At 52.9% G+C, this 18,919-nt stretch carries 13 protein-coding genes; all 13 read right to left on the bottom strand.

All coding sequences use genetic code 11. The features are described from left to right. Window positions 1-990 carry an oligopeptide ABC transporter permease OppC gene (oppC, locus tag FXY30_RS01325; RefSeq protein ID WP_097677414.1) on the bottom strand — a complete coding sequence of 330 codons (990 nt, stop codon included), beginning with the start codon at window positions 988-990 and terminating at the stop codon, window positions 1-3. Next, entirely contained in the window at window positions 990-2,477 is a 1,488-nt protein-coding gene (locus tag FXY30_RS01320; RefSeq protein ID WP_071705023.1) for an ABC transporter permease, read from the bottom strand. The genes oppC and FXY30_RS01320 overlap by 1 nt, the downstream gene beginning before the upstream one ends. 66 nt (window positions 2,478-2,543) lie before the next feature. Continuing rightward, window positions 2,544-4,586: an ABC transporter substrate-binding protein gene (locus tag FXY30_RS01315; RefSeq protein ID WP_071705022.1), complete on the bottom strand. Its 2,043-nt coding sequence runs from the start codon at window positions 4,584-4,586 to the stop codon at window positions 2,544-2,546. A gap of 227 nt (window positions 4,587-4,813) precedes the next feature. Next, entirely contained in the window at window positions 4,814-5,389 is a 576-nt protein-coding gene (locus FXY30_RS01310) for a thioredoxin domain-containing protein (RefSeq protein ID WP_157885021.1), read from the bottom strand. Next, complete coding sequence (gene sufU / locus FXY30_RS01305) at window positions 5,386-5,829, bottom strand: Fe-S cluster assembly sulfur transfer protein SufU (RefSeq protein ID WP_071705020.1); 444 nt, start codon at window positions 5,827-5,829, stop codon at window positions 5,386-5,388. The genes FXY30_RS01310 and sufU overlap by 4 nt, the downstream gene beginning before the upstream one ends. 1 nt (window position 5,830) lies before the next feature. Beyond that, entirely contained in the window at window positions 5,831-7,120 is a 1,290-nt protein-coding gene (locus FXY30_RS01300) for an aminotransferase class V-fold PLP-dependent enzyme (RefSeq protein ID WP_071705019.1), read from the bottom strand. Between the two features lie 2 nt (window positions 7,121-7,122). Then, complete coding sequence (locus FXY30_RS01295; RefSeq protein ID WP_071705018.1) at window positions 7,123-8,313, bottom strand: SufD family Fe-S cluster assembly protein; 1,191 nt, start codon at window positions 8,311-8,313, stop codon at window positions 7,123-7,125. Next, window positions 8,310-9,797, bottom strand: a complete 1,488-nt coding sequence (gene sufB / locus FXY30_RS01290; protein ID WP_197675338.1) for a Fe-S cluster assembly protein SufB — start codon at window positions 9,795-9,797, stop codon at window positions 8,310-8,312. Before sufB ends, FXY30_RS01295 begins: the two co-directional genes overlap by 4 nt. Beyond that, window positions 9,784-10,554, bottom strand: a complete 771-nt coding sequence (sufC, locus tag FXY30_RS01285; RefSeq protein ID WP_071705017.1) for a Fe-S cluster assembly ATPase SufC — start codon at window positions 10,552-10,554, stop codon at window positions 9,784-9,786. The genes sufB and sufC overlap by 14 nt, the downstream gene beginning before the upstream one ends. Window positions 10,555-10,603: 49 nt before the next feature. Beyond that, complete coding sequence (gene tkt, locus FXY30_RS01280) at window positions 10,604-12,604, bottom strand: transketolase (RefSeq protein ID WP_071705016.1); 2,001 nt, start codon at window positions 12,602-12,604, stop codon at window positions 10,604-10,606. A gap of 56 nt (window positions 12,605-12,660) precedes the next feature. Further along, on the bottom strand, window positions 12,661-13,458 hold the full coding sequence (locus FXY30_RS01275) for an Mrp/NBP35 family ATP-binding protein (protein WP_071705015.1): 798 nt from the start codon (window positions 13,456-13,458) through the stop codon (window positions 12,661-12,663). Next, window positions 13,455-14,504 (bottom strand): type 2 isopentenyl-diphosphate Delta-isomerase, encoded by a 1,050-nt coding sequence (fni, locus tag FXY30_RS01270; RefSeq protein WP_071705014.1) that lies wholly within the window; start codon window positions 14,502-14,504, stop codon window positions 13,455-13,457. The genes FXY30_RS01275 and fni overlap by 4 nt, the downstream gene beginning before the upstream one ends. Then, a complete protein-coding gene (locus FXY30_RS01265; RefSeq protein ID WP_071705013.1) occupies window positions 14,482-18,918 on the bottom strand; it encodes an acyl-CoA dehydratase activase-related protein in 4,437 nt (1,478 codons plus the stop codon). The genes fni and FXY30_RS01265 overlap by 23 nt, the downstream gene beginning before the upstream one ends. Window position 18,919: the final 1 nt, after the last annotated feature.

Raw genomic sequence — 18,919 nt, 5'->3', positions numbered from 1 at the left:
CTATACCATGTGATTGCGGGGATCGCTGGCGTCTGCCAGAGTCTGCCCGACAATATAGAGCGAAACCGAGATTAACGCGGTTACCGCAAGAGGAATAAGGAACAGATACGGCGCAGAAGTCATATAGAGCGCGTTCTTTTGCACAATACGTCCCAAAGACGGAATGGCGGATGTCAAACCAACACCAAGAAAGCTCAAGAACACTTCCGTGGAGATGAACATCGGTACATAACGCGAAAGAAGCGTCATCAAAACCGATACTAGATACGGCAGAATATTGTTACGGATAATCTTTGGCGTACTGGAACCCAGCGTCTGCGACGCCAAGTTGTACTCACGGTCACGAATAATCATGACCTGCACGCGAATAAAGTACGCCACGCTAATCCAAGTGGTACACGTCATGGCGAAAATCAGAGACCAAACACCGTCACCGAAGGTGTATGCCAATACCATGACCACCAACGTAAACGGAATGTTGGAGATGACGTTATAGACCTCAATCATCACGGTATCAATCTTTTTGGAGAAGCCCCAAAACATGCCAACAATGACGCCAATCACCATAACAATTGCTGTCGCCACGAAGGCGATGAACAAACTGGTGCGCGCACCTGCCCAAACCGCATCAAAAAGGTTCTGTCCGATGTCGTTCGTGCCGAACGGATATTGCCACGAAGGTCGTTGGTACCATGCTGCGCGATTATTGATATTCGGTGCGTCCATGTTGTGAAAACCGGAGAGCATCGGCTGAATAAACGCCAGCAGGAATACCGCCAACATAATGACGAGCATGACGATGGCGACTTTCGAGGAGAAAAACTTACGAAATACGCTTCGCCAATAAGAATATGCGGGGGCGACAATGTGTTCAGAAGCCGTTTCGTCAACCACATGCGGTTCGAACGCATCGGGCGGAAGCTCCGGAATCGAATCCAAGGCTACAGCCGTTTCCTTCGTTTCTTGTACAGAGGTACTCTTCGTCTCCATTAACGGCCTCCTTTCTTCGCCTGCAGCGAAATACGCGGATCCACAATCGTCATGAGAATATCGCCGATAAAGACCGCCGCAACCGCTAACGTCGTGAAAATAAACGTTAAGGTGATAATCATATTGTTGTTGCCGGCATTAATCGCATCCGGCAGCATCTTGCCCATGCCCGGAATACCGAAAACAGTTTCGGTTAATACCGCGCCGGAAATCGCCAAGATGACCGAGTACGGAATCTCGCTGACAATGGGAATCATTGCGTTTTTGAAAATGTGACGGCGCGAAATTTCTATGCCGGAAAGTCCCTTCGCCTTTGCAAATTTCACGTAATCGGCAGTGGATTGGTCAACCATGTAACGGCGAATCCACATCATTAAGGAAGGCGTGCTCAGCAAACCGAGAATGAGGATCGGCATGATGTATGAACGCGGATCATGCGGTCCCAGATGCGTGAACATATCCGGCAAGCCGAGATGGATCCCGATGTACTTCATGAAGAAAATAAACGCCAAAGAAGGTACCGAAATCAGCAAGTTAATGTAACCGATTCCGATTTTATCTAACAATCCGCCCGGCTTTTTGGACATAGCCACCGCGAACGGAATGGAAAAGCCATAGGTAATGAGGAGCGAAACGATGCCGAAGAAATAAGAAACCTGCACCATGGACATCGATTCCTTAAACGTCTTACCATCTGCATAGTGATCGTTGAAGCGTTTGGTATCAATCGATGTCAGCTTAGGCTTATATTTCAGCGTGTGCTGATTCAGCGGCGACTTCATCTTTACACCCGTCGGAAAAGTTTGCTCGATTTTTTTATCGGCACCCTGCCCGTCGGTAATAACATCCAACGTCATCACGCCGGGCTGTACCGGGAAAGATTCCCCAAAATTCAGCGTAAAAAAATTCTGGTGAATGAACGGAAAATTACCGTCCAGGTAAATCATATATTTATGCAAGGTACCCGAGCCAACAAGCGCCGGAAGCCCGTTATGGTCTTTCTCGATGCGATATCCGCGCTCCAAGTCCGGATTTTCCGGGTCCTGAATATAGTTTTTATGGTCGCAAACAATTAAGCGACCGAAGAAATTTCCAATCAGCTCGAGAGGATTGTAATAGCGATAGGCAATCTTTTCCCCTCTCAGCTCATCAAACTTATCCAGCGTCTCCACGGTAAATCCACGCTTCTCTAAATCCTCGATGACTTTTTTTTGTGCGGGGCTATCCTTTTTATCATTGCCTTTTTCTTCCGGCTTCAAATCGCTGAAAATCTTGTTATTGGGGATGAATTCCAAATAACCAAGAGATTCCAGTTTTCCGTAGTAGTAAATTGTCTTCGCATTTCCCGAAATTTTTTGCCAGCCGCCGTCTTGCGTAAAAGACTTCGTCTTCGGAATCAATTCAAAAACAATGAGCACGACTAAACTGACAACGACAAGAACGGAGACTACGGATTTAATGAGACGCGTAATGATATACCTTGCCATTTTATCTCCTTACTATGAAAAGAAGGGGATGAGATTTCTCATCCCCTTCCCTCTCCATTCTTCTCTTTATTTATTCTTCTCATACTCCGCAATGGCGGCATTATACTGTTCTGTTGTGACCAGATCCGCCTGCGTGCGCAGACCCTTGTATTTGTATTCCGACACACCATAAGCACCCATCAATCTTGAGAACGGCACCTCTTTGGTTACACGCATCGAACGTGTCTGCATCGACGTCGGGATATAGAAGCAACTTTCGATCAGCTTGGCATCCGCTTTAGCAAACGCTTTGTAGCGCTCATCCAGATTGTCCGTAATAGCATCCGCCTCACGATACAGCTTATCGTAGTCCAACAAACCTACTTGCTTTTTGATATCTTCATCGACGATTTTGCCATCTTCGCCAACTTCACCCAAGCCCATTGCCTTCAGGTAATAGCCGTTCTTTGCGTTATAAATATCAACGAACGCCTTCGGATCATGATAATCCGGGCCCCAACCGGTATAGGTGGAGATATCGTAGTCCATCTTCTCCGGATCTGTATTATTATAGCAGACCGCTTTGATGGTCTCTAAATCACGTAAAATCAATTCGATGATGATGTTGCCTTCGGTATTCTTTTCGACGGAGTCTTTCATCGACTGGGCTCTCTTCGTCAGCGTGTCGGCAGAGCTGTTGACCATAATATCCAAGTGAATCGGGAACTGTACGCCTTCTGCTTTCGCTGCTTCGATGTACTTCATAGCCTCTTCCTTGCTATAGAAGGGGGCTTGCCCATCACTCAGGTTGCGGTTTTCACCCGTGTCTTTATTGTAAGCTTCATTGACCAAATCGTAATAGTTCTTTCCGTCTGAAGTCTCAGCCGCTTCGGCAACGTTGTTGATGTTGCGCATACTTCCGATAGCTAAATCTTCCGGCATACCGACACCCAAATAGGATTTCACATCGTACGCCGCGCGCAGCGCTTTACGGAAATTCTCATTCAAGATCGCGTTATGCGTAGCTTCCGCCATCGCTTTGTCTGTCGCATAATTGGTATGCTCAAAGGACTTGCGATTAAAATTGAACACGACTCCAAAGACCGTCGAATTCGGCAGCGAATAGGATGTCTTTCCTTCATATTTTTTCGCATAATCCGCAAAATTCTCCCATGACGGATTCAGCGCAGCAGAATAGTAAACGCCTTTTTCAAAGCCGTTAATTGTCGAATAGGGATCCTGTCCAGCGTCAAAAATACGAGTGATCTTATCGACGTAAACATGTTCGGCATCCCAGTAGTCTTCATTCTTTGTCAAAACAGCTTTTGACTTCTCGACGTTCTCGCTCAGGATGAATGCTCCGTTATACAAAATCGAATCCAATTCCTTAGAACCAAATTTGCAGTCCTTTTTGTTCGGCGCGCCGAGTTTGCAGCCGTTTCCTTTGGACTCAAGGAATTCCTTGTTAATCGGATAGAGAACGGTATAGGTCGTCAGAGAGTGAAAATACGGAACCGACATCGGCTTGCCATCTTCGCCTTTTTGCATGGTGAACTGTACCGTGTAGTCATCCAGCGCTTTGACACCGACCTTTTCCCAAGCGGCATCACTGAAATCACTCTTCAGATAATCGGAATAACCATCAACCAGCCCCGTTAACAGATCTCCTGTTGCAGAGGCGAATTCTGCGCCATGACGAACACCGGTGACAAAGTCTTCCGCCTTTACTTCGGCAAATTCTTCGCCCTGGTTGGTGACCCATTTAACACCCGGACGAATCTTAAAAGTCCAAACACTAAAGTCTTCGTTCGGTTCTACCGATTCTGCCAATGCGTTCTGTAATTTGCCATAATGGTCTGTCTCCATAAGACCATCTACCAAATTCGCATTAATTTCATGGTCTGTGGCAAGCGCCGTAACGACGTAGTCCAGCGTCTGCACTTCGCGGTCAGTCGGCAAGGTGATTTCCTTGTCCGCCGATTCAAGCTTTTCGCCCGTCTGCGCTGCGCCCGAGGTGTCACTTGCCGAGGTGTCTCCACCGGCTTGTGAATCTTTGTTGGCCGGAGCCCCACATGAGGTCAGTCCCAATAACAGGGCCAAACCCAGGGCAGCAAATTTCTTGCTGTTCATCTTTCTCCTCCTACTCTCATTGGTTACCGGTTCTTCTTTCCTACAACAGTACGACTTCAACTGCGGTACTACCGTTTCGAGAAATCCCGAAAACGACCGACGTTTGCCGACTCTCCGTTTTGAAAGGCAATAACCGTTCCTTTGAAAACGTTCCGCAATTGTCGTAATTATAACCTATTCTTTACTTCTTCACAAGTGCAATATCAATCACCGCAATGAAAGAAAATTCATTTTAGTGGAATACCCACCGCTTTCATTTCCGCTTCGACATCTGCGCGCGGGTACGGATCGTCCATTTTTACGGATCGTACCTCTCCGTCCTTAATATAGATCACCGCCGGAATATACTCGATTCCGTGTTTGTCGGCAAAGTCCAGGAAGGACGGTTCCTTCGTCGTGTCGAGCGCTGAGAGAGACAGCTCGTTATCGCTTACGATCTCCTTCAGCGTCGGCGTAAACTTCACACAATAGGGGCAGGTGACACGTCCGGCGTAGAAAAGCAATTCCTCCTTGTCCTCGATGGCGTCATTGACGTCCTTCATGGTGATGGCGGGATACGTCGCAATGATCTTCTCGTACGTTTTCTGCTCCTCGGTCAGCTCCTCGGAAGAAGCCGCCGGATCGCCGGAATCGCTCTCTTCCTTCGAAGAGCTTTGCTTTTCCTCTGCCGAGGAGGATTCCGACGATTCCACCGACTGTAAAACACTTTCGCTGCTCTTCGGTTTCGCTGTGTTTCCGCATGCGCTCAGCGCAACAAGCAGGGCAAGGCTCAGCATACCGATCCTCGTTCGCATTCTCCTCATTTTTCTTCGTTCTCCTTTTCCAGCATGTCGTTTAGCGTTCGCCAGGCCAACACCGCGCATTTGACGCGCTGGGGCATGTGCGAAATATCTTTTAACGCGACGGCGTCGCCCAACTGTTCTTCGAGAACGTCGTCATCCTGCTCCTCCCCCTTAATCATCGCGAGAAAGGCTTCGATCGCTTGTTTGGCTTCCTCTACGGATTTTCCTTCCAACAATTCGCAAAGCAGAGACGTCGACGCTTGGCTAATGGCGCAGCCGTGTCCTGTAAAGGAAAGCTCTTCAATCCTATCCCCTTCGCGTTTGATGTGCAGGGTAATATCGTCTCCGCAGCTGGGATTATGGCCGCGCTCACTGTCCGTCGCATCCGCCAGTTCGTGACGATGCGCCGATTGACGGGCATGCTCCATCACAATCTGTGTATAAATTTGCTTCATGTCCATTTCAGGCCTCCTCGCCATACGGCGTCTGCGTTTCGGCTTCCGGAATGCCCATCACGCGGCGCACTTCCTTGACTGCCTCCAGAAACGCATCCACTTCAGCTACGGTGTTATAGAAGGCGACGCTCGCGCGGCAGCTGGCGCTGATGTGCAAGCCGCGATGTAGCGGCTGCGTGCAATGATGCCCGGAGCGAATGGCCACATCTGAGGCATCCATAATCGTGGAGACGTCATGGGGATGGGCTCCATCTAGATTAAATGCAACCATGGTGCCACAATCGTGGTGTTTCGGCCGATAGATGGTGACGCCGCCGAGTTTTTCCAATTCCTCGGCGAGGTAGGCGGCCAGTGCCTTTTCATAGGCTTCGATATTCTCCATACCGAGCCCTTCCAGATACGTAATGGCGGCATCCAGGCCCACGGCCCCGCCGACGTTCATCGTGCCGGCCTCAAATTTATAAGGCAGCTCGGCAAAGGTAGAGGATGTATCCTCGACATATTCAATCATTTCTCCGCCGAAAAGGAACGGCGGCATCGCCTCCAAAAGCGCTTGTTTGCCGTATAACACGCCGATGCCGAAAGGTGACCCCATCTTGTGACCGGAAAAAGCGAAAAAGTCGCAGTCCCAATCCGTCACATTCACGGGGCTGTGTGGTGCATATTGCGCACCGTCCACCACGACCGTAGCGCCGACGGCATGCGCCTTCGCGATCATTGCCTTGACCGGCGGCAACGTCGCGATGACGTTGGAAGCGGCACTAAAGGCCAACACTTTCGTCTTCTCACTGAGCTTCGCCTCGAAGTCCGCTTCATCCAGCTGGTAATCCTCGCCCAGTTCGACATAGCGCAGGGTGGCGCCGGATTGTTGGCAGGCGAATTGCCAGTTGACGCAGTTGGAATGGTGTTCCATGCGGGTGATGAGCACTTCATCGCCCGGTTTTAAGACGTAAAGCGCATAATTATACGCTATAAGGTTGAGGGATTCGGTCGCATTGCGCGTAAAAACGATCTCTCGTGCGCTCTTCGCACCTATAAAGCGGGCAACATGTTCCCGCGCCTGCTCATAGGCCTGCGTAGCGTAAAGCGACAGTCGGTGATTGCCGCGCAGAGGATTCGCATTTTCGTGTGCATAAAACTGTTGCATGCGCTCCAGCACCTGCCGTGGACGCTGCGTGGTTGCCGCATTATCCAAATAGATGACGGGCTGTTCCTCCTCCAAATACGGAAAATCGCGGCGCACGGCATCGAGTGAAAAGCCCGGGTCGCGCAATATTTTTTGTTGCTGTTCGTTCATGTTTATCTCTTTCTCTTTGTCAGACGATCATGAATGGCCTGATGAATACTTTCGCGCAACGCGACATTGGGAATGCGATCCAGCGTTTGCGCCATACGCGATTCCACAATCATGCCCTCCGCTTCCTGTCGACTGAGACCGCGGCTCATGAGGTAGAAAAGCATCTCTTCATCCACGCGCCCTGCGGAGGTCGCGTGATTACCTTGGACCGCGTCTTCATGACAGAGCAGAATCGGAACGGCTACCGAACGGGCCTTCTCGCTCATCAGCACCGTCACCTCTTCTTCATCCCCCACAGCGCCGCGCGCGCCTTCCAAAAAATCCAGCGTTCCGCGGAAAGACTTATAAGCCTCATCGAACAGAGCACCATCCGCGCGGATAATTCCCTCTGTGTAGAGCCCGTGAAAACGAACATGGTAGAAGAGATCCAGCGCTTCCTTCTCCTGGGCAAGATAGGCGACGTATTCTTCCATCTTCGCTTCGACGCCCTCGAGATCGCCGCTGAGGTGATAGTTGGTGCGTGCGCCGCCCATTTCCACGTGGGCAATACGCAGATTGCCGCCATCCGCCACCGTAAAAGACACGCTTTGATTGCTGATGCAGTCCTTGTTCAGGCGATTGAGCAAAACGAGCTTGAGGTCCGCATCCTCTTCCACTTCTATGTGAAGAACGCCGTTTCGACGGCCCTTGACCGTTTCATCGCTTTCCACATGGAGAATCAGCGTCGCACAGTGTCCGCACGGAACATGCACGGTCAATCGATCCTGGAGCGAGGGATTTTCCTCGGTTGCCATGAAATATAGAGTTTCTTCTGCGCCATCCGTCATCGACCAATCACGCAAAACGTTGGAATTCTGCCGATTTAAGATTTCTGCCGTTTTTGATATTCCATATGTTATGGAATTTTGAGGTTCTTTTGCCTCCTCAATTCCATATTTTATGGATTTATTAGCCTGTTTTGGGGTGATAATTCCATATTTTATGGAATTATGCTCGGCTTTGCCCTTTTCTTCGACATCGCCTTCCACGCCGGAAACGGTGAGACCGTCAAACGGCATAAAGCCGGGATAGCGCTCCAGCTCCGTTGCCACGTCGTTGACTTTCAGCCATCGGCAGGTGCGCGCAGGCAGCTCACTTCCCCGTTCTTCGCAAATATGGTTCTTTTGTTTCGGTTCGGTATGCAACGTGCTCATCCGATCGCTCCTTTCAATTCCAAAGTGATCAGATTGTTCATCTCCACCGCATATTCCATCGGCAGCTCTTTCGCAATCGGTTCCGCAAAGCCGCGCACAATCATGGCTTTGGCCTCTTCTTCGGGAATGCCGCGACTCATCAGATAAAAGATCGCCGTTTCATCGATACGCCCGATTTTCGCCTCATGCCCCAGATCCACATCTTCCGTAGCAATGCGAATGGCCGGGATGGTATCGGAGCGACTTTCCGCATCCAGCATCAGCGATTCGCACGATACCGAGCATTTTGAGCCCGCCGCATTCTCGCCGATATCGACCGTCCCGCGATAGATCGCGACGCCGCCCGACTTGGAGATGGACTTGGAATTGATCGTAGAATACGTGTTAGGCGCATAGTGCATCACCTGTGCGCCGGTGTCGAGATATTGCCCTTTTCCGGCAAAGGTGATGCCGGTGAACTCGCTTCGCGCGCCTTCCCCGACCAGAAGACTGGACGGATACAGCATGGAACAGGCCGAGCCGAACGAGCCGGAAACCCATTCGATGGAGCCGCCTTTTTCCACCCGTGCGCGCTTGGTGTTGAGGTTATACATATTTCGCGACCAGTTTTCAATCGTGGAATAGCGCAGATGCGCGTTTTCTTTGACATAGAGCTCTACAGCGCCGGCATGAAGATTCAGCGTATTGTATTTCGGTGCCGAGCAGCCTTCGATGAAATGCACCGAGCCGCCCTCTTCCACCAGTATGAGCGTATGTTCAAACTGACCGGCGCCGGGTGCATTCAGACGAAAATAGCTCTGCAAAGGAATATCCACATCCACGCCCTTTGGCACATAGACAAAGGAGCCGCCCGACCAAACGGCGTAATGCAGAGCCGCATAGCGATGCAGGCGCGGGGTAATCAGTTTTCCGAAATGGGCTTTAATGATGTCGGGATATTCGTGCACCGCCGATTCAAAATCGGTGTAAATAACACCCTGTTCCGAAAGATAACTGCGCATATTGTGGTAAACCACCTCGGAATCGTACTGCGCGCCCACGCCTGCCAGCGATTCCAACTCCGCTTCCGGAATGCCCAGCTTGGTAAACGTATCGCGAATCTCGTCGGGCACATTTTGCCAATCTCGAGCCATTTGTGCCTTGGGGCGCACATAGGTCGAAATGCGGTTCATGTCGACGGCGTGCAAATCCGGGCCCCAATTGGGATTCTCGGAAGCGTTGAAAATGTCCAACGCCTCTAAGCGTTTTTCCAGCATCCAAGAGGGCTCCTCTTTATTGGCGGAAATCTCGCGAATAATGTCCTCTGTCAAGCCGTTTTCCACCTTGACATCATATTCAAACGGATTTCTCAGATCGTATACGCCACGCGGCAGATCCGCAACCTCGGATTTTTCCGGCGCCTCAAATTCACCGGCCGCCAAGCGTGCTTCGCGTTCCGCTTTTCGCCGTGCGTGGCGCAACGCCGCATCCTCATTTCTGTTCATCGGTGACCTCCTCGGCCATCTCGCGGCGAATCCATTCGTAGCCTTCGCGGTTGATGCGCTCCGCTACTTCCGGCCCACCGTTCTTCACCAATTTGCCGTCGATGATCACATGAACAAAGTCGGGATGCAGATACTCTAAGATCCCGCTGATATGCGTAATAATGAGGCAAGCCTTCGTATCATCCAGAAACTCGGCAACCCCCCGGCTGACAATGCGCACCGCATCGACATCCAGACCCGAATCCGTCTCATCCAACAGAATCAGCTTCGGATCCAGCACCTGCATCTGCAAAATTTCGGTCTTTTTCTTTTCGCCGCCGGAAAAGCCGACGTTCAAATAGCGTTCCGCGTATTCCGGTGCCATAGACAGGGCTTCCATTTTTGCTGCGAGCGCTTTCTTGAATTTCAATACCGATGGTGTTTTTCCCTCGCGCTGGCCCTTGGCCGTGCGCAGAAAATCTTCGACGCTGACACCGGGAACTTCCTGCGGCGTTTGAAAGCTGAGGAAAATTCCTTTTCGGGCGCGCGCATCCGCCGTATCCTCGAGAATGCTCTCGCCCTCGAACAGAATGTCTCCTTTATGAACATGATAACGGGGGTGCGCCATGATGGCATTGGCAAGCGTCGATTTCCCGGCGCCATTGGGCCCCATTACCACATGAATTTCGCCCGGGTGAATAGTCAGGTTGATCCCTTTCAGAATGTCGGTTTGATCAACGCCGACATACAAATCTTTCAGTTCCAATAATGCGGACATGTTCTCCTCTTTCCTACGTAAAAGCCCCGCCCTTCGGCGAGGCTGCGACTTATCGTGTGAACGTGTCGCGGTATGCCTTAACCACCGCTTGCGTTGTTATACCCAATTCCTGGAGCACTTCCTCCGCCGGCGCAGACAGACCGAAGCGGTCAATGCCCAGCGCGATACCGTCCAGACCGACGTAGCGTTCCCACCCGAAGGTGGTTGCTGCTTCGAGACTCAAGCGATGACGCACCGTGGAAGGCAAGACCTTTTCGCGGTATGCCGCATCCTGCTGATCAAAACGTGCGGTACTCGGCATAGAAACCACTGAAACCTCAATGCCGTCCGCGGCCAGAATTTTCTGCGCTTCGACAAGCAGTTGGACCTCGGAACCCGTGCCGATTAAAATGCCGTCCGGCGTCTCTTTTTTCGACGGCGACAGCACATAGCCGCCGCGAGCAACGCCCTCTTCGGCCTTCTCGTGCGTATGCGGCAGCACCGGAATGTTCTGACGCGTGAGGACGAGCATGGTCGGATGATCCGTGCTCTCCATCGCCAGACGCCAAGCCTGCGCCGTTTCGTTGGCATCCGCCGGACGAATCACGTCCATATTCGGCATGGCGCGCCAGCTGGCAAGCTGTTCAATCGGTTCATGCGTGGGACCGTCTTCGCCGACCGCTACGCTATCATGTGTCAATACATACATCACCGGTAACTTCGACAGGGCGGCAACACGCGCTGCGCCGCGGAAATAATCCGAGAAAACAAAGAAGGTCGCACCGAAAACTTTGGTGCCGCCGTGCAGCGCAATGCCGTTGTTAATGGCCGCCATGGCAAATTCGCGCACGCCATACCAAATGTTGCGATCGGCATCATCCTCCACGCGGAAGGCGCCTTCCCCACCGATTTGCGTTTTATTGGAACTGGACAAATCCGCAGAGCCGCCCCAGAAATTCGGTACCGCTTTCGCAATGGCCTGAATCACCGTATGGGATGTGGCACGCGTCGCCTCGGCTTTGTCGCCTTCCTTCCAGGAGGGCAGCTGCTCCGCCCAGTTTTCCGGCAATTTGCCGGCAAACGCGTCCCTATAGGCTTGTGCCAGCTTCGGGTCTTTCTCGGCCAATTGGTCAAAGCGCTCTTGCCAGGCCTGTTCCTCGTGTTCGCCGCGTTTTCCGACGGTCTCGGCGAAATGCGCCTGTACTTCCTCGGGAACGGTAAACGCGGGATAGTCCCAGCCCAATGTCTTTTTTAAGGACGCGGTCGCCTCTTCGCCAAGCGGGGCACCATGCACGCTGTTGGTGCCGGCCTTTGGCGACCCGTAGCCGATGACGGTGTGTACTTCAATGAGCGTCGGATGTTCCTTATCGACACGGGCTTCGCGAATCGCCTCGGCAATGGCATTGATGTCGTTGCCGTCGGCAACGTCGAGCACCTGCCAACCATAGGCGCGGAATCGCTCCGCCACGTTTTCCGTAAAGACCTGGTCGGTCTTGCCGTCCAGACAGATGTCGTTGGAATCATACAGAACGATGAGCTTGCCGAGCTTGAGACGGCCGGCCAGAGATGCCGCTTCCGCGCTGACGCCTTCCATGAGATCACCGTCGCCGCAAAGGACATAGGTGTCGTGATCCACGAGCGTTACACCGTCGCGATTATAGCAAGCCGCCAAATGCGCTTCGGCCATGGCCATGCCCACACCGTTGGCAAATCCCTGCCCGAGCGGCCCGGTGGTCGCCTCGACGCCCGGCGTATGATGCACTTCGGGATGCCCCGGTGTTTTCGCGTTAAGCTGACGAAACTGCTTCAGATCGTCAAGAGAAAGGTCGTATCCCGACAGATGCAGCAGACTGTAGAGCAAGGCCGAACCGTGGCCGGCCGAGAGCACAAAGCGGTCGCGGTTGGACCAATCCGGATTTTTCGGATTCTGCCGCAAAAACTGCGTAAAGAGAGTATAGGCCATGGGTGCTGCACCCAGGGGCAGGCCGGGATGGCCGGAGTTGGCTTGATTGATCTGATCCACGCTTAACAAGCGTATGGTTTGTATGGCAAGCTGTTCTATGGATTCCATATTTCCTCCTTGTGTGGAATGCGTTTCTTCGGGCGCGCTTCCTTTTGCTGAGCGCGCTATTCGGCTTCCTTTTCCAGAATGGCGTCAATGGTCGGGGCAAAGGGGCTTGTATCGGCTTCCTCAACACGACCCTCATCGATTAAGCTCGCTATGGTCGGGTTGATGGCGAGCTTTGCCAGCACCGGAAGGTCATAGCGCGCCGCCACTTCGTCGATACGGCTTTTGCCGAAGATTTCATAGCGTCGTTTCGTATCCGGCGCTTCAAAGTAACTCATATTTTCCATAATACCAAATACCGGAAGGCTCATCATCTTGGTCATGTTGATGGCTTTCTCGACCACCATGCTCACCAGCTCCTGCGGCGAAGTGACGATGAGCACCCCATCCACAGGAATCATCTGAAATACCGTTAACGGTACATCGCCCGTGCCCGGGGGCATATCCACAAAAAGGTAATCTACATCTTCGTAGACCACTTCCGTCCAGAATTGCTGAATCGCGCTTCCGACGAGCGCCCCTTTCCAGAGCACCGGATCGGTGTCATGCGGCAAAATCAGGTTCGTGGAAACGACTTGAATGCCACTCTTTGTGCGCCGAGCATAAGGGATGCCGTCTCGTCGTTCGAGTCCTCCTTCGAGGCCGAATGCATGAGGAATGGACGGGCCCGTCACGTCGGCATCCAGAATCGCCGCTTCCCGTCCGGTCTGCTGCATGGCAAGCGCGCACATCGTCGTCACCATGGACTTACCGACGCCGCCCTTTCCCGACATGACCGCCACCACATGACGGATCCGACTCTTTTCATGGGGTTCCTTGTAAAATACCGGCTTTTTTCGCGTATTTTCCTCGCTCATGCTCTTCCCTTTCGTCCTTCGGTGCGTTCCTCCGCATCGACCATCTCTTTCAGGCGACCGACCATCAGATAGGGAATGTGATGTAAATCCGCCATCGTCCGGCATCCCAAAAGCAGTAGGCCCATCGCGATGTTATCCAAAACGCCCTGTAAATATTCTTCCGCATATTCCAGTGAGCCATGCATCAAGTAACGCAAAAGCTCCCCGGAAATCGCGCTCATATCCGCCCCCAGCACATGGGCATGCAACACATCCGTCGCCGTGGTGATGCCGCCCGACGCGATCCGCTTGGTATTTGGACATTCCTTATGCACATTCCAAATCGCCTTTGCCGTCGGAATGCCCCAGGAATAAAATTCCGTCAGATCGCGGCGCATGGAGCGTTGGTCTTCCACTTCCATAAAATTGGTTCCGCCCGATCCCGAAACATCAATGTATTCCACGGGAACATCGCGAAGCAGACGCCCGTCCTGCCGACTCATGCCGAAGCCCACTTCCTTAACAATCACTTTTCCGGGAAAGGCTTCCGCGATGCACCGCAGATTATCATACAAGCCGCGAAAATCGCGATCGCCCTCTTCCTGGGCCATTTCCTGGGAAGGATTGACATGCACGCCGATGCCCTGCGCATCGATCATCTCCATAGCACGTGCCACCTGATCCACCGAAACACCTGCCGACACATTGCCGATAATAAGGCCGTCTTGCCCCAACGTTTCGCGCACAATGCGGAAGGAATCCACCGCTTTCGGATCTTCGAGCGCGATGACCTGCGAGCCGACCTGCATGGGCAAGCCGAAATCCTTGGCGATCTGCGCCAAATCCCGGTTGATGCCCTTGGTCATATCCGTGCCGCCCGTCATGGCATTGATCATGAGCGGTGCCGGAATGGTGCGACCGAAAAACTTCACCGAGGTATCAATGTCGGAAAGGGCCAGTTCCGGAAACGAGACCGGCTCCAGCACCACCTGATCCAGGAGCGTGCCGCCATACGGTTCGGTTCGCAACACCTGTTCAATGTGTTCATCTTTGCGTTCTTTGCGCATAGTCTTCCTCCCCGCTTTGTTTTTCCCGGCGCAGAATGACAGGCGGATCCATGCCGGCGGACCCTGTCGTGCCGTCTCCGGATGCCTTGCGTTCCGCTTTTTTGTCTCCTCGCCCGCCGACCACTTCCCAGGCGGAGCTCATCATGAGCTTGACGCGGTTGATCTGGTTGACTTCGGAGGCACCGGGATCATAGTCGATCGCAATGATGTTGGCCTCCGGATGCTTTTCGCGAACCGCCTTCATGACGCCCTTGCCGGTAATATGGTTGGGCAAACAGCCAAACGGCTGAATGCAGACAATGTTCGGCGCGCCCTGTGCAATTAATTCGATCATTTCCCCGGCCAAAAGCCAGCCTTCGCCGTATTGATGCCCCAGCGAGACGACTTCTTCGGCATACCGTTCGATCTGTTTCGCATAGGGCGGCTCTTGGAAATGTTTCGAGGCGCGCAGCGCTTTTCTGGCGGGTTTTCGATAGTATTCAATGGCCGATACGCCCAGTCCGCTCGAGACAAAGCCCAGCAATTTGCTCTTGCCGAGCAGTTCGCTCTTATGTTTCGCATTGCGGAAGGAATACACCAGAAAGTCCATCAAATCGGGAACGATGACCTCGGCGCCTTCGTCCTCCAACAGCTTCTGCAAGTGGTTATTCGCTTCCGGCAAGTATTTGACCAAAATTTCGCCGACGATGCCCGCTTTCGGGCAGGTGCGCGCCACGCGCGGCACGGTATCAAATTCTTCAACGCAGTCGGCACAAAGTTTCTTAAACAACGAACGATGCGGACGCACGACAAATTCGGCAAAACGCGCAATCCACTTGTCTTTGAGACGGTCCGTCTGTCCCGCGTTTTTCTCATAGGGACGCGTGGCGTTCGCACAGCGCATGACAAGATCGCCTGCCACCAGCGCATAGCCGGCCTTGTTCAGCAACGACGGGCCGAAGGTAAAGCCTTCGGAAACTTCAATGCCCTGCACCGAAAGTGCAATCACCGGCACCTGCGGATAGCCCATGTCGGCCAGCCCCTTGCGGATGTAGCCGACGTAATTGGACGCACGACACGCGCCGCCCGTCTGCGTCATCAAGAGCGCCGTGCGGTCGGGGTCATATTTTCCGCTCTCCAGCGCTTCCAACATCTGGCCGATGACGGTAATCGACGGATAGCACGAGTCGTTATTCACATATTTTAAGCCCGCGTCAATCACGGACTGATCTACGCGTGTAAGAAAATCGAAATGGTAGCCTTCCCCGGCCAGTGCCTGCTCCAGAATGGCGAAATGATCCGGCGCCATGTTCGGCACGAGGATGGTGTAGCCCTCTTTTTTCATCTGTTTCGTAAATGGAGCCTTCGCCGGAGCATAGGAATCGTTTCGGAAGTGCTTTGCAGGCTGTTCTGCCGCGGCCCGTTCTGCCGCGGGCTGTTCTGCTACGCGCTTTTCTTCCTGCTCGCTGCCGGAAAGCGCCTGCAAGAGGGACCGAATACGAATCTTGACCGCGCCGAGATTGGACACCTCGTCAATTTTCAGCAGCGTATAGATTTTTCCCTTGCTTTCAAGGATTTCCTGCACCTGGTCGGACGTGACGGCATCCAGCCCGCAGCCGAAGGAATTGAGCTGAATCAGTTCCAGATCGGGATGCGCTGTGACAAATTCCGCTGCACGATAGAGGCGGCTATGGTAGACCCATTGATCCAGCACGCGCAATTCCTCGGAAACATCCTGCTGATTCATGGCGACGCTGTCCTCACTGAGAACGGCAAGTCCCATGCCGTTAATCAGCTCCGGGATGCCGTGGTTGACCTCTTTATCCACATGATACGGACGGCCCGAGAGTACAATGCCCTTCGCATGATGTTGCTTCATCCATTCGAGCGCGGCCCGTCCTTCGCGGCGAATGTCGCGATGATAGTTTTTCTGTTCTTCCCAAGCAGCGGAAACCGCGCGGCGGATGGCTGCAGCCGGAATTTCCATGGCTTTTCCATCCACGGTAAAATGCGCAAAAACCTGCGTCAGGCGTTCCGTGAGCGTCCGCTCGTCCGCAAAGGACAGGAAGGGATGCAGATACGTCACGCCGTTTTCCTCCAACGAGGAAACGTTGTTCTTGATCACTTCCGGAAAGCCGATCACCACCGGACAGTTGATCTGGTTTGCCGCTTTTTCAAACTGCTTTGTTTCATAGAAAACACTCGGATAAAAAATCAGGCGCACGCCCTTTTCGACGAGATCTTCCATGTGGCCGTGCACAAGTTTGGCCGGATAGCACACGGTCTCGGACGAAATGGACGCCAACCCCTTGTCATACATCGCGCGCGAGCTTTCCCCCGAAAGCACGACCGGAAAGCCCAGGCGACTGAAGAACGTATGCCAGAACGGCAGATTTTCATACATGTTCAGTACGCGCGGCAAGCCCACGGTCGGGAATTTGGCCTGTTCCTCGCCGATGCTGCTGTAATAGTGAAAGAGTCTGTCGTATTTGTACTGATACAGATTCGGAAGTCCCTTTTCCTTGCGCACCACACCCGCTCCGCGTTCGCAGCGGTTACCGGAAATATAGCGCGTTCCGTCGGAAAAAACATTGATGGTCAAAGCGCAGTTGTTGGTGCAGCGCCCGCAGCGTGCCATTTTCTGCGTATAGGTGAAATCCGCCAATTCCTCGGCGGTTTTGATACCGCTCTTTCCCATGGAACGACTCTTGGCAATCAGTGCCATGCCCATCGCGCCCATTAAGCCGGCAATGGCCGGTCGTGTGGCATGACGACCCGTAATCTTTTCAAAGGCGCGTAAAATCGCATCGCCATAGAAGGTTCCGCCCTGCACCACCAGATTTTTGCCCAGTGTTTTCGGATCCCGCACCTTAATAACCTTTTGAATGGCATTCTTTATGACGGAATAGCAAAGCCCGGCGGCAATGTCGCCGACATCGGAGCCCTCTTTTTGCGCCTGTTTCACTTTGGAATTCATGAATACCGTACAGCGGCTGCCCAGATCCACCGGCTTTTCGGCAAAAAGCGCCGCCTGCTGAAACTCTTCGACGCGCATGCCGACCGAAGCGGCAAAGGTCGAGAGAAACGAACCGCAGCCGGAGGAGCACGCTTCGTTCAGCTGAATCGAATCGATGACGCCATCCGAAATGTGCATGGCTTTCATATCCTGGCCGCCGATGTCCAAAATGAAATCCACATCGGGATCGTAATAGTGAGCCGCGGTGTAATGCGCAATGGTTTCCACCTCGCCGGTGTCCACTTGCAGCGCCGCCTGAATGAAGTCCTCACCATAGCCGGTAATGCCGGAACTGGCGATATAGGCGTCGTCATTCAGCTGTGTATAAATCTCCTGCAGATGCTCGATGATATGCTCCAGCGGCCGTCCGCGGTTGGAGGAATAATGCGTATAGAGAATTTGGTTGTCTTTCCCGATGAGCACCATTTTGGCGGTGGTGGAACCGGAGTCGATGCCTAAATACGTCGGTCCATGATAGTCCGAAAGCGTCCCGTACACTTCTTTGTTGGTCTCATGGTTCTTGCGGAAGGCTTCGTATTCTTCCGAAGAGGTAAAGAGGGGTTCCATGAGCTTGCGCTCTTCGGTAACGAGCTCTTTTCCCGACGAGAACCGATCCACAATCCGTTGCAGATCCTGAACGTCGGCCTCTTCCTGGGCAAGGAAAGCTGCCCCACGAGCGACAAATAGTTGTCCGTCTTCCGGGGTGGTAAAGGTATTGTTTTCGCTGCCGAGCGTTTCAATGAAGCGCACGCGCAGCTGATCTAAAAAGTGCAGCGGGCCGCCCAAAAAGGTGATGTTGCCGCGAATGGGCCGACCGCAGGCCAGGTTGGAAATGGTCTGGTTGACGACGGATTGAAACACACTCATCGCAATGTCTTCATGGGACGCACCCTGATTGAGAAGCGCCTGCACGTCCGTTTTGGCAAACACGCCGCAGCGAGAGGCGATGGGATAGATTTTTTCGTACTCGGACGCCATCGCATTCAGTCCCGAGGCATCCGTATCCAGCAAGCTCGCCATCTGATCGATGAAAGCCCCCGTGCCGCCGGCACAGATGGAATTCATCCGCTGCTCGACGCTGCCGGATAAATAGGTGATCTTGGAGTCTTCTCCGCCCAATTCAATAATCACTTCCGTATGGGGAAGCAGGGTGCGAATCGCCTTGGTTTCGGCAATGACTTCCTGGACAAAAGGAATGCCAAGGTAGTCTTCCAGAAACATTCCCCCGGAACCGGTCACCGCCAGCTGAATCGGCGCATTGCCGATGGTGTCCAGCAATTCCTGCATGACCTGCTCCACCGTTCGTTTGACATCACTTTTATGTCGACGATAGACCGAAAAACAAATTCGATCCTCTTCGTCGAGACAGACGACCTTCACTGTGGTCGATCCGACATCCAATCCTGCGTGATAAAGCATA

This window comes from Murdochiella vaginalis (genome assembly GCF_902381775.1).
Lineage (GTDB): Bacteria > Bacillota > Clostridia > Tissierellales > Peptoniphilaceae > Murdochiella > Murdochiella vaginalis.
This window is presented reverse-complemented; position numbering and strand designations above follow the sequence as displayed.